10 protein-coding genes are annotated in these 10,964 nt (G+C 75.1%); 6 read left to right on the top strand and 4 right to left on the bottom strand.

The features are described 5' to 3' along the window. The 6 genes from ABZV94_RS24260 to ABZV94_RS24235 form a co-directional block, all read left to right on the top strand. On the top strand, positions 1–1,781 hold a 1,781-nt coding region (locus ABZV94_RS24260), incomplete at its 5' end, for a GTPase-associated protein 1-related protein (protein WP_356343548.1). Next, positions 1,778–3,478, top strand: coding sequence for a hypothetical protein (locus tag ABZV94_RS24255; protein WP_356343546.1), 1,701 nt, complete (start codon positions 1,778–1,780; stop codon positions 3,476–3,478). The genes ABZV94_RS24260 and ABZV94_RS24255, both read left to right, overlap by 4 nt. Continuing rightward, a complete protein-coding gene (locus ABZV94_RS24250; RefSeq protein WP_356343544.1) occupies positions 3,475–3,600 on the top strand; it encodes a hypothetical protein in 126 nt (41 codons plus the stop codon). The genes ABZV94_RS24255 and ABZV94_RS24250 overlap by 4 nt, the downstream gene beginning before the upstream one ends. A 67-nt stretch (positions 3,601–3,667) precedes the next feature. After that, on the top strand, positions 3,668–4,336 hold the full coding sequence (locus ABZV94_RS24245; protein WP_356343553.1) for a tellurium resistance protein: 669 nt from the start codon (positions 3,668–3,670) through the stop codon (positions 4,334–4,336). Continuing rightward, positions 4,330–5,313, top strand: a complete 984-nt coding sequence (locus ABZV94_RS24240; RefSeq protein ID WP_356343542.1) for a protein phosphatase 2C domain-containing protein — start codon at positions 4,330–4,332, stop codon at positions 5,311–5,313. The genes ABZV94_RS24245 and ABZV94_RS24240 overlap by 7 nt, the downstream gene beginning before the upstream one ends. Beyond that, positions 5,314–6,651 (top strand): protein kinase, encoded by a 1,338-nt coding sequence (locus tag ABZV94_RS24235; RefSeq protein WP_356343539.1) that lies wholly within the window; start codon positions 5,314–5,316, stop codon positions 6,649–6,651. Positions 6,652–6,693: 42 nt separating this feature from the next. Here the strand turns inward: ABZV94_RS24235 and ABZV94_RS24230 are convergent, their stop codons facing one another. From ABZV94_RS24230 to ABZV94_RS24215, 4 genes are all read right to left on the bottom strand, one after another. Next, positions 6,694–7,017, bottom strand: coding sequence for a hypothetical protein (locus ABZV94_RS24230; RefSeq protein WP_356343537.1), 324 nt, complete (start codon positions 7,015–7,017; stop codon positions 6,694–6,696). 76 nt (positions 7,018–7,093) lie between these two features. Beyond that, positions 7,094–8,614 (bottom strand): hypothetical protein, encoded by a 1,521-nt coding sequence (locus ABZV94_RS24225; protein ID WP_356343534.1) that lies wholly within the window; start codon positions 8,612–8,614, stop codon positions 7,094–7,096. Positions 8,615–8,856: 242 nt separating this feature from the next. Further along, positions 8,857–9,510, bottom strand: a complete 654-nt coding sequence (locus tag ABZV94_RS24220) for a DsbA family protein (protein WP_356343532.1) — start codon at positions 9,508–9,510, stop codon at positions 8,857–8,859. A gap of 79 nt (positions 9,511–9,589) precedes the next feature. Beyond that, positions 9,590–10,600, bottom strand: a complete 1,011-nt coding sequence (locus ABZV94_RS24215; RefSeq protein WP_356343530.1) for a 2-dehydropantoate 2-reductase N-terminal domain-containing protein — start codon at positions 10,598–10,600, stop codon at positions 9,590–9,592. Positions 10,601–10,964: the final 364 nt, after the last annotated feature.

The raw sequence follows: 10,964 nt of genomic DNA, 5'->3' as shown, positions 1-10,964 counted from the left end.
CCGCCGGGGGGGTCGGTCGCCTCGCGGTGACCGCGCTGGCCGTGGGCTTCGCGCTGCCCGCCGCGGCCCGCGCGGCGGGGGCCCGCTGGGCCACCGACCACGCCGACGGACTGCCCGGGCCGACGCTGACGGCCCTGATCGGGGAGCTGGCGCGGGAGACCGGGGAGGTTCCCGCGGGCTCCGGACGCTCCCGCGGCACCGGGGACGACGAACCGGCCGCCCTGGCCGCGCTGCTGGCCCGGCTGGACGGGCAGGTGCCCACGGCCGTCTCCGCGCCGCTCGCCGCCCGCGTGCTGACGCTGGCGGTCCGCGGCCGGGGCCCGGTGCCCGCGCTGGGCGCCGGGTCACTGACCCCGGACGTCCGGGCCGCGCTGGCCCGGGACCTCGCACCGGCCCTGCGGCACGGCATCGCCGATCCGGCCGGCCCGGCGATCGGCCGGCCCCTGGCGCTGCTGCGCCTCGCCGACCTCCTCGACGTCGACTGCGCGGACCTGCTCCCGGAGTTCGCGGGCCGGGCCGCCCGGGAACTGGTGGACGGGGAACGGACGGGCGGCGGGACGCCGCTGAGCGGCGACCCGGCGCGTGACCGGACGCCGGTGGGCGGGGACCTGGCAGGCGGCGGGACGCCGGCGCGGGCGGAGCCGACGGGCGGCGAGACGGTGGGGGGCGCGGAGCCGGGGGACGGCCGGCCCGACGCCGCCCTCCTCGACGCCGTACACGCCCACCCGGCCCTGCGCACCGCCTTGTTCGGGGCGCTGAACGCGCTCGCGGCGGCCCATCCGGCCGCGGTCGCCGGGCGGCTCGCGGGGTCCGGGCTGCCGGTCGCCCTGGACCCCGGCTTCCCGCACTTGCGGATGTGCGTCCTCGGCGACGCGGCAGGACCGTCCGGCGGTGACCGGCGCGGGCGGCTGCGCGCGGTGCTGCACACCGCCGGGGTCTCGCCGCACGCCGAACCGGCCGTCCTGCACACGGCGTTCCGTCTGGTGTGGCCCGATGGGCTGCCCACCGGCGAGGAGGCGAGCCTGCTGCTGAACGAGCTGGGCTCGGACGCGCACCGGCTGGCCGGCACCCGGGACCTGCTGGTCGCCGCCGCGCTCGCCGCCCCGGCCGAGGACGCCGCCGTCCCGCTGCTCGCCGTCGACCTGCTGCGCTGCTTCACCTCGGAGCTGGCCCCGGCGCACCGGGCGCCGCTGCTCCTGCTGGAGTTCGCGGCGCTGCTCGGCACCGACGGCGAGGGGGAGAACTGGGTGGAACGGGTGCGGGCGCTGCGGGACGGCGCCGTCGAGCCCGTGCCGGAGCAGGTGACCCGGCGGGTGTACGGCGCCCTGGCCCGCCGGCTGCTGACCGCTCCGGTGCCGGAGAGCGAGCTGTACGCGCTGGCCCGCTCGGGCGACCCGGCCCTGCTGGCGGCCTACGAGCGGGCGGCGCGCGGTGCCACGGTGGCCGAACGGCTGCGGACCGTGCCGTCGTACGCCGCCGCCCGCTTCTGCGACTGGACCGCGTACCAGGACACCGACCCCGGCTGGGAGGCGACCCGCACGGCGCTGCTGGCCAAGGTGCTGCGGCCGGTGGTGCGGGCGCTGCCCGCCGAGGACCAGGCGGCGGTCGAGGAGGCCCTGCGGCGGACCGGCCGGGGCCGGCTGGACGCCTACCGGGCGTGGAACCGGCCGGGCGCCCTGGGCCGGCTCGCGGGCCGGCTGACCGGGCGCGGCCGGCGCGAGGACGCCCGGACCACCTGGCACGGGGACATCCAGCCGCCCGCCGGCGGAGGTGCCCGGTGAGCGCCGGGGGCGGTGACTCGGATCTGCGCCTCGCGGTGCAGGTGCTGCTGGTCCTGTTCGGCTGGTCCGGGCTGGTCGCCGTCGCGGTGTGCCTGTTCCGGACGCTGTGGGAGTTCCTCGGGCGGGGCGTGCGCGCGGTGTGGCGGGGGCTCGGGCCGTGGCAGGCGGGACGCCTGGACCCGCGCCTGCCCGGCGTCGGCGCCGCCGAGCCCGCCGAACTCGCCTACTGGTGGCGGCAGTCGTGGGCCGACGCGGCGAGCGCCGCCCGGGACGGCATGCGGATGCTCTGGCGGGCCTTCACCGATCCCTGGATGGACCGGACCGTACGGAACCTGTTCCACGGCCGGCGTCCCCGGGGACGCCGGGTCGGGGTGCCGCTCGGCCGGTTCCTGCTGGTCACCCTGATCGCCCCCGGCACGGCGGCGGGCGCGCTGATCGGCGCGGTGCTCGCCACCGCGCTGCTCGGCTGGGCGCTGGTGGTCTTCGCGGTGCTGCTCGGCGTGGTGTGGCTCGGCTGGGCGGCGGGCGTGCCCGTGCTGCGCGGGCTGGAGCGCGGCTGGGCCCTGCTGCGGGGCCTGCGCACGGCCTGCCCCCACCCGGGCTGCTACGCGCCGGTGCCGCTGGCCCTGCACCGCTGCCCCGACTGCCCGGCCCGCCACGCCGAACTGCGGCCGGGCCGGTACGGCGCCCTGTGGCACGTGTGCGGCTGCGGGCGCCGGCTGCCCGCCAGCCGGCTGACCGGCCGGGGCAGGCTGGCCGCGCTGTGCCCGCGCTGCGAGCAGGTCCTCCCGGAGGCGGTGGCCACCACCCGGGTGGTGCACGCACCGCTGATCGGCGGCACCTCCTCGGGCAAGACGATGCTGATGACAGCCATGGTGGAGGGGCTGCACTCCTGGGCCAGGGAGGGCCGGCTGCGCGTCGAGTACGCGACCTCGGCCGACCGCGGCGCCCACCTTGGGATGAACCAGCAGCTGAACCAGTCCGGCTGGGCGCACGCCACGACCGGTGGGCCACCGCGCGCCCTCATGCTCACGGTGGCCCGGGGCCTGCGGCGCCGGCTGCTGTACCTGTACGACCCGATGGGCGAGTCCGTGAGCGACGCGGAACGGGTGCGCACGCAGGGCTACCTGGCGCACGCGGACGGGGTCGTGCTGGTCGCCGACGTCCTCGCCGATCCCACGGTGCGCGGCCGGCTCGGTCCGGCGGACGCCGAGCGGGCACAGCGGGCGCGGCCCTCGGCGCAGGGCCCGCGGACGACGTACGAGCGGCTGACCGGCGAGCTGGCCGCGCTGACCGGGCGCCGGCGCCGGCTGCCGGTGGCCGCGGTCGTCACCAAGCGGGACGTGCTGGACCGCATGACCTCGCTGCCGGCGCCGGGCGACGGCCGGATCGACGACTGGCTCGGCGACATCGGCCTGGGCGCGCTGGTGCGGGCCCTCGGCCACGACTTCCGGGCGGCCCGCTACTGGGCGGTCAGCGCCCACGCGGCCACCGGCACCGGCCCGCTGGAGAGCGAGCAGCGGCGCGCCGCCGAACCGGTGCTGTGGCTGCTCGCGGCCTCCGGGCTGCGCACCGGCCCGCTGACCGGGCAGGCCGGCCGCGGGGCGGGCCGGGTGCCGTGGCCCCGCAGGCGGCCGGACGGCCCCCGGGAGAGCGGCAGGAACGACGACAGGGAAGGCGGGTACACCCCGGCATGAACCATGTGACCCCGTCCGTCGGCCGGGCCCGGCGGGTGATGGCGGGCCTGTTCGTCGCCGCCCTGCTCCTCGCGGTGGCCGTACCCCTCCTCGGCGCGTGGCTGTTGCTGCGCAGGCCCTGACACCTCTATCGACCACTCCCTCTCACATGGAAGGAACTGCGGCGTGAGTGACATTCCCGGCGGGCCGATGGCCAACCGGCCGGTCCACTTCATCTGGCTGCTCGACTGCTCCTACTCGATGCAGGGCGAGAAGATCGCCAAGCTCAACTACGCGATCAGAGAAGCCATTCCGGAGATGCGGTCGGTGGCCCACGACAACCCCGCGGCCCAACTGCTGCTGCGCACGGTCACCTTCTCCACGACCGCGCAGTGGCACCACCAGACGCCGGTCCCGGTGGACGACTTCACCTGGCAGGACGTGCAGGTCGACGGCATGACCAACCTCGGTGAGGCGCTGCACCTGGTGGCGCGCGAGCTGCAGACCCCGCCGATGCCGCAGCGGGCGCTGAAGCCGGTGCTGGCGCTGGTGTCGGACGGGGTGCCCACCGACGACTGGAAGGCGGGCCTGAAGGCCGTGGACGCCACGCCGTGGGGCCGCAAGGCGGTCCGGGTGGCCATCGCGATCGGCGCGGACGCGGACCGCGGGGTGCTCCAGGAGTTCCTCGGCAACCCGGAGATGCAGCCGCTGGACGCCAACAGTCCCAAGCAGCTGGCGGCGGCGATCCGCTGGGCGTCCACGGCGGCCGTGAAGGCGGCCTCCCAGCCGGTCGCCGGTGACGGGTCCGGGGTGAGCACGGCGAAGCAGCCGTACGCGCCGCCGGTGCTGGACGACGACGATGACGACGACGTGTGGTGACGCTCGGGGTGCGGCGGTGGGAGACGCTGGCCGACAGCGTCCAGGGCGTCGGCAAGCAGCGCAACCAGGACTGGTACGCCTGCCAGGGCACCGGGTCCGGTACGGATCCGCTGGTCCTGGCGGTGGCCGACGGGCACGGCTCGGCGGTGCACGCGCGCAGCGCGCTGGGCGCGCGGTTCGCCGTGGACCGGTTCCTGGCGCTGGCCGCCGCCTTCGGGCGGGCGGCGCACGACTGCCATGAGCCGGGGCGGCTGGCCCGGCTGATGACGTACGCCCGGGACGACTTCCCGCGGGCCCTCGTGCAGGAGTGGCGGCAGGAGGCCCTCGGCCACTGGGACCGCAACCGCCCGGTGGTGGAGGAGGCCTCCCGGGAGCCGGTGACCGAGGAGAAGCTGGTGCTGTACGGCACCACGCTGATCGGTGCGGTGCTCACGCCGTGGCTGTTCGTGGCCTGGCAGATCGGTGACGGGGACCTCGCGGTGGTGGAGCACGACGGCGCACTGGTCCGTCCGCTCGCACCCGCCGAGGAGGACCTGGGCGACGAGACCGAGTCGCTGTGCGGGCGGGAGGCGTGGCGGGCGATGCGGATGCACTGGGCGCCGGTGTTCGAGGAGGCGCGGGCGCCCCGGCTGGTCGTGCTCTCCACGGACGGCCTGTCGAAGAGCTTCGCGTCGGCCGACGGCTACCGCGAGTTCGTCAGCGGACTGGCCGGACGGCTCGCCGAGGAGGGCAGCGCGGGCGTCCGCGAGGTCCTGCCGGACTGGCTCGCCCAGGCGTCCCGCTACTCCGGGGACGACACGACCCTGGCGGCTGCGGTACGCCCGGCACCGACCCCGGCGGACACCCCGCCGGCACCCGGCGCTCCCGGCACGCCGGAGGAGCCCGCGGAGCCCGTGGAGCCCGGTACGACGGACGCACAGACTCCACCCGGCCCGGCCGGCGGCGAGATGGACATGGAACGGACAACGGAGACGTAGATGAGCGGCATGCTCGATGGCGGGGCGCGCCTCGCGGCGGAGAACGGTGACGACGTCGAGATCCTCGACTTCCTCGGCGCGGGCGGCCAGGGCGAGGTGTACCGGGTCCGCACGCCGGACGGGGAGCGGGCCCTGAAGTGGTACTACCCGACCTGCGCGACCGCCGACCAGGAGGCGATCGTACGGGAGCTGGTGACCCGGGACTTCGCCGACGACCGCTTCCTGTGGCCGGAGGCGTTCGTGCCGGAGCACCGCGGCTCGTTCGGCTACCTGATGGGCCTGCGCCCGGACCGCTACAAGGGTCTTCCGGCGCTGTTCCGGCGGCAGTTGCGCACCAGCCCGCGCGCACTGCTGACGGCCTGCCTGTACACGGTGGAGGCCTATCAGGCGCTGCACTCGCGGGGCATCGCCTACCGGGACATCTCCTGGGGGAACATCTTCTTCGACCCGGACACCGGTGACGTCCTGGTCTGCGACAACGACAACGCGGTCGTGGAGGGCGACGCGAGCGGCATCTCGGGGACCATGGAGTTCATGGCGCCGGAGCTGGTGCGCGGCGACCCGGGCGCGCGGCCGGGCACCCAGTCCGACCTGCATTCGCTCGCCGTCCTGCTGTTCATGCTGCTGATGAACCACCACCCGCTCAAGGGCAGGCGCGAGCTGGGCATCCACTGCCTGGACGAGGCGGCGGAGCGCAAGCTGTACGGCAAGAGCCCCCTGTTCGTCTTCGACCCGGTGGACGACGCCAACGCGCCGGACCCGTTGGAGCACGCGACCGTGCTGGCCACCTGGGACGCGGCGGCGGAGCGGCTGCGGGAGCTGTTCCGGCGGTCGTTCACGACGGGTCTGCGTGATCCGGCGGCCCGGGTGCGGGAGTCGGAGTGGCGTGACGCGCTGCGGGCGGTGCTGGACGCGGTCGTCGAGTGCGCCTCGTGCGGGCGGCAGAACATGACCGAGCCGGGCGAGAACCCGCCGTCGCGGGACTGCTGGGGGTGCGGGGCCCGGCTGGTGCTGCCACCGCGGCTGACGGTCACCACTCCCCCGCCCCGCACCGAGCACCACATCCGGCTGCGCCGCGGCGCCCGGGTGCAGGCCCACCATCTGCTGCCGGAGCCGACGCGGCACGACTGCTCGGACGCGGCGCTCGTCGCGGAGCTCGTCGAACACCCCAAGAAGCCGGGGCGGTTCGGGCTCGCCAACCGCTCGCGGGAGACCTGGACGGGCACCCGCTCGGACGGCACCGTGCAGAAGATCGAGCCCGGTCAGACGGTGCCGCTGCGGTCGGGACTCGACCTCGATCTCGGCGGCGGGGTCCGGGCGGTGGTGCGGGCCCGGTGACGGCCCATGGCCGAAGCCCCGTGGCGGCGGGGCTTCGGCCGGTCACAGCCCGAGGGCGTTGATGAGCTGCTGGGTGAAGGCGAGGCTGCCGGTGCCCGCGGAGGCCGCGATGGCGATCGTCTCCAGCGCGGAGCGGATCCGGCCGCGGTTCGGCGGCAGGCCGTCCTCGGCGGACTCCTGGAACTGGGCCTGGATGATCTCGCCCTGGGGCACCAGCTCCGGGTACTCGGCGCGCAGCGTGTCGGTGAGCCGCTGGGCGAGGTCCATCATGGTGGGCAGGTCGGGGTGGGCGTGGTTGATCTGGATCCTGCCGTGGTCGCCGAAGTTGGCGGGGCCGTTGACGTTGCCGAAGTTGTAGGTGCTCATGTCCTGTCCTCGCTCGCGGTCCGGCGGCTCGCCCCGGACCGGAGGAGCCGTCGGATGGGTGGGGTTGCGGTTACGGCTACGGCGCGGGCGCGCCCGATCCCGCGGGACCGGGGCCGCCCTGGGCTCCCGGGCCGCCCTGGGGTCCGGGCCCTTGCTGCCCGCCCAGGAGGACCGTCCCGTGGGCGCCGAAGTTGCTGGGACCGCTGACGTTACCGATGTTGTAGGTCTGCGTGTTGATGACCTGTACGGCCTTGTCGAAGGAACTGGTGTCGATGTTGTGGTCCCGCAGGAACCGTTCCGTGGCGGTCAGCACGCCCTGCTGGAGCCGGAACAGGAAGTCCTGCGCGTCGGTGCGTTCGACGTAGCCGGCCTCGTCCCAGGCGCCGAGGTCCTCGCGCAGGCTGCCGGTGGCGCCGTAGTCGTGGCGGACGTGCTGCCTGGTGATGGCGCGGCGGGTCCTGGCCAGCGCCCGGTCGTGGTCGCTCTGCCAGCGGCGGCGCCGCAGGATGCGGCCGAGGGCGCCGCGCAGTTCGGGGCCGGTGCGGCGGGTGGCGTACCGGAACAGGTCCCACCAGCGCTCCCAGGGGGCGACCGGGAGGCGGTCCACGCGGTAGAAACGGCCGTCCAGCGGCGGTATCGCGTAGGCGGCCACCTCCCAGGTGAGGCTGGGGTGCTGGAGGATCGCCCGCAGGTACATGGAGACGATGAGCCGGCCGCCCTCGCCGACGCGTTCCAGGCACAGGTGGGTGCGCATGCCCGCGCCGGGCGTCTGGAGGCCGGCCTGCACGAGCTGCTTGGGTATCTGGGCGCGGGGCCGCCGGGTGGGGTCGGGCACCAGCTCGGGGATGAGGTGGGCGTTGCTGCCGAGGACGTAGAGCCGGTTGCGGGCCCGCAGCCCCTGGAGCCCGGAGATGTTCTCCATGTGCCGTGCCACGAAGGTGTGCAGGTCGATGACGTCGAACGGGCGCATCGGCAGTTTGCCGCCGCCCGGGGCGTCGGCGGGCCTGCTGATGTCGATGGGCTGCCAGACGACTTCCTTGATCTTGTCGCCGCTGCCGACGAACGGCTTGGTGTAGGCGGCCTCGTCGGCGTAGGGCAGGACGTTGGCGCGTTTGAGGTCGTGCAGGGCGGCCTCGGCCTCCGGTTCCACCGGGGGCGCGTTCTGTTCGGGTCGGTCGGCGGAGAGGAACACCTCCCGTGCCATGGCGCGGCTGCGGGCCTCGGTGTGGCGGACCAGCGCCCAGGCGATCGCGTAGGCGCCGAGAGGGCCGAAAATCGCCACCCATCCGAGTGACCGGTGTCCGTTGACCAACCCCCAGAGCCCGACGAGGAGCGCGAGGGGTACGGCCGCCTGGAGGCAGGCGAGCCGGCGGTCGAGGACGGCGCGGCGGCGGGTGGCCACGCGCGCGTGCCGGGCGAGGGCGACGAAGTTGATGTTGAGACTGAGCCCGATCGCGTTGAGCCGGTCTCCGGTGAGCATCCGGTCGACGTACAGGGCGAAGTCGTCGTCGAGGTGCACCGAGGCGCTCAGGCGCCGGGTCACCCCGTCCTTGCGGTACTGCGGCAACGACGGCAATGGCCTGCCCGTCACACTCATCCGTCCGTCCCCCTCAGGCGTTCCGCGCGTTCACCCTAGGGACAACCCCGCGGGTTTGTCGCCTGGTTCGGCGAGGCCCGGTGGCGGAGGACGGTCGTGTGGTATCGGCCGCCGCGGTCCGGCGCTCCCCTGTGACGTCGGACCGCGGTGGCTCTTGGTTCTGCGCCGGACGGCGCCGCCGTGTCACACGTCCGCGGCGGCCGGCCCGCCGGAGGGGTGTTTATCGGCCAACCTGCTCCGGGTCAGTCGAAGCGGAGCGCACCGGTGCGGGTGCGCTTGAGTTCGAAGAAGTCGGGGTGCCGGGCCGGCACCCGCAGGCTGTCGAAGAGTTCGGCCGCCTCGGCGCCGCGCGGGACGGCGCGCAGCACGGGTCCGAACCACACGGTGCCGTCGATGTGGAGGGTGGGCGTGCCGACGTAGCCGCCGGTCTCCGGCTCGGTGCCGGCCGTGTGGCTGCGGCGGACCGCGTCGTCGTAGGACGGGTCGTGGGCGGCGGCCGACAGGTCGGCGGGGAGCCCGAGTGCGGCCAGCGACTCGGTGATCACCGTGTCGAAGTCCTCGACGCCCTGTTCGTGGATGCGGGTGCCGAACGCGGTGTACAGATCGCGCAGCACCTTCTCGCCGTACCGTTCGGCGGCGGCCACGGCGACCCGCACGGGCCCGATCGAGCGGTCCACCAAGTCGCGGTACCAGTCGGGCAGTTCGTTGCCCGTGTTGTGCAGGTACAGGCTCATCGCCCGGAACCGGAGGTCGAGCGGGCGCAGCCGCTCCACCTCCAGCAGCCAGCGGGAGGTGATCCAGGCGAAGGGACAGGCGGGATCGAAGAAGAAGTCGATCCGGGTGGGGGTGGGGACGGCGTCGGCGACCGTGACCGTGTCGGTGCTGCTGTGCGTCATGGCACCGACGCTAGTGCGCCGGTGGCCCGAAATCCCGACCCAATCCGCCGCTCGTTCTCTGGCCCATTTCGGGCCGCGGTCACGCGCGCACCGCCTCGTCGGCACGTCGGACCAGTTCGGCGACCGGCAGGGAACCCGCCGGCCGGTGCTCCCGGGCGAACCGGTTGGCGAGCCCTTGCAGCAGTTCGTTCAGCGGGGTGGGGACGCCGTGCAGCCGGCCGAGCAGGACGATCTCGCCGTTGAGGTAGTCCGCCTCGATCGTGCCGGTGCCCCGGACGAGGGACTGCCAGGAGGAGCCGCCGCCGCGGGGAGCGCCGTCCAGCGGGACCAGGCTGACCTTGTCGCCGCGGGCCGCGCGCTGCTCCTCCGTGCCCGCGTACGGGATTCCGGCGGCGTCCAGCACGGCCTCCCCCTCGGCCCGCACGCGCGCGAACAGGGCCCGCGCCTCCTCGCTCGCCACCGGCCCGCTGACCGCTTCGAGGGCGTTGCCGAGGTTTCCGAGCAGCTTGGCGTACTGCCAGCGCGCCACGTCGGGCACCACCGGCGCCTCGAAGTACGCGTCCGCGAGGTCGGCGGCGATCCGGCGGGCGGTGTCGTCGGTGCCGTGCGGGAGGCGGCCGAGGTGCAGGACACCGGTGAGCGGCGCGCCCGCGGCGGAGACGACGCCGGGTTCCACGAAGGTCGACGGCAGCCAGACGCAGACGCCGTACACGTTCCGGAAGCGGCGCAGCGCCAGCCGGCCGCTCTCGACGCCGTTCTGGAGGCAGACCAGCGGCAGCAGTTCGGCCGCCGTGCCGCCGCCGGCGACGGGCACGCCGGCCCAGGCGTCCAGGGCGGCCACGGTGTCCTGGGTCTTCACGGAGAGGACGAGGACGTCGTCGGCGCGCAGCTCGCCGAGCGGCTCCGGCCCGTCGACGGCGGGCAGCCGGTACGTCGACTCGCCCTGCGGAACGCGCAGTCGCAGCCCGTGCTTGCGGAGGGCGGCCAGGTGCGGGCCGCGGGCCACGAGGACGACCTCCCGCCCGGCCTGGGCCAGCCGCCCGCCGACGGTACCGCCGACCGCGCCGGCCCCGATGATGATGTAGCGCATGGGCAGAGCCTCGCACACGCGTCCGGGCCCGGTGGACGCCGGTGCGGTACGGCCGTCGTGCCCCGTGGGGGCCGGCACGACGGCCGCGCTCGGCACCGGCCGGGCGGGCGCCGGCCGGGTTCGGCGAAACTCTGGCTGATCGGCGGGCCGGGTTCAACTCCTCCACACAGCTGTGACTTGTTCAACAAGCTTTCGTCATGACAAAGGGGGCCCTGGCGTCGGGTCGGACACCGCGCCCCTGAGAGCCGCCCCCGAGAACCGGCGATAGATGTAAGGGGCCACCGTCCTCCCCAGCGGTGATCCGGGCCCCGCGCGGTTCACCGGGCAGTACGACGAGATGGCTTTATCCCGCCCCTACCGTCGA

Origin of the sequence: Streptomyces sp. NPDC004658 (assembly GCF_040609555.1) — a bacterium.
GTDB lineage: Bacteria > Actinomycetota > Actinomycetes > Streptomycetales > Streptomycetaceae > Streptomyces.
This window is presented reverse-complemented; position numbering and strand designations above follow the sequence as displayed.

Excerpts from the sequence above, each read along its gene's own strand:
- ABZV94_RS24250 (WP_356343544.1), top strand. The coding sequence starts at position 3,475 with ATGAACCATGTGACCCCGTCCGTCGGCCGGGCCCGGCGGGTGATGGCG.
- ABZV94_RS24245 (WP_356343553.1), top strand. The coding sequence starts at position 3,668 with ATGGCCAACCGGCCGGTCCACTTCATCTGGCTGCTCGACTGCTCCTAC.
- ABZV94_RS24235 (WP_356343539.1), top strand. The coding sequence starts at position 5,314 with ATGAGCGGCATGCTCGATGGCGGGGCGCGCCTCGCGGCGGAGAACGGT.
- ABZV94_RS24230 (WP_356343537.1), bottom strand. The coding sequence starts at position 7,017 with ATGAGCACCTACAACTTCGGCAACGTCAACGGCCCCGCCAACTTCGGC.
- ABZV94_RS24225 (WP_356343534.1), bottom strand. The coding sequence starts at position 8,614 with ATGAGTGTGACGGGCAGGCCATTGCCGTCGTTGCCGCAGTACCGCAAG.
- ABZV94_RS24220 (WP_356343532.1), bottom strand. The coding sequence starts at position 9,510 with ATGACGCACAGCAGCACCGACACGGTCACGGTCGCCGACGCCGTCCCC.
- ABZV94_RS24215 (WP_356343530.1), bottom strand. The coding sequence starts at position 10,600 with ATGCGCTACATCATCATCGGGGCCGGCGCGGTCGGCGGTACCGTCGGC.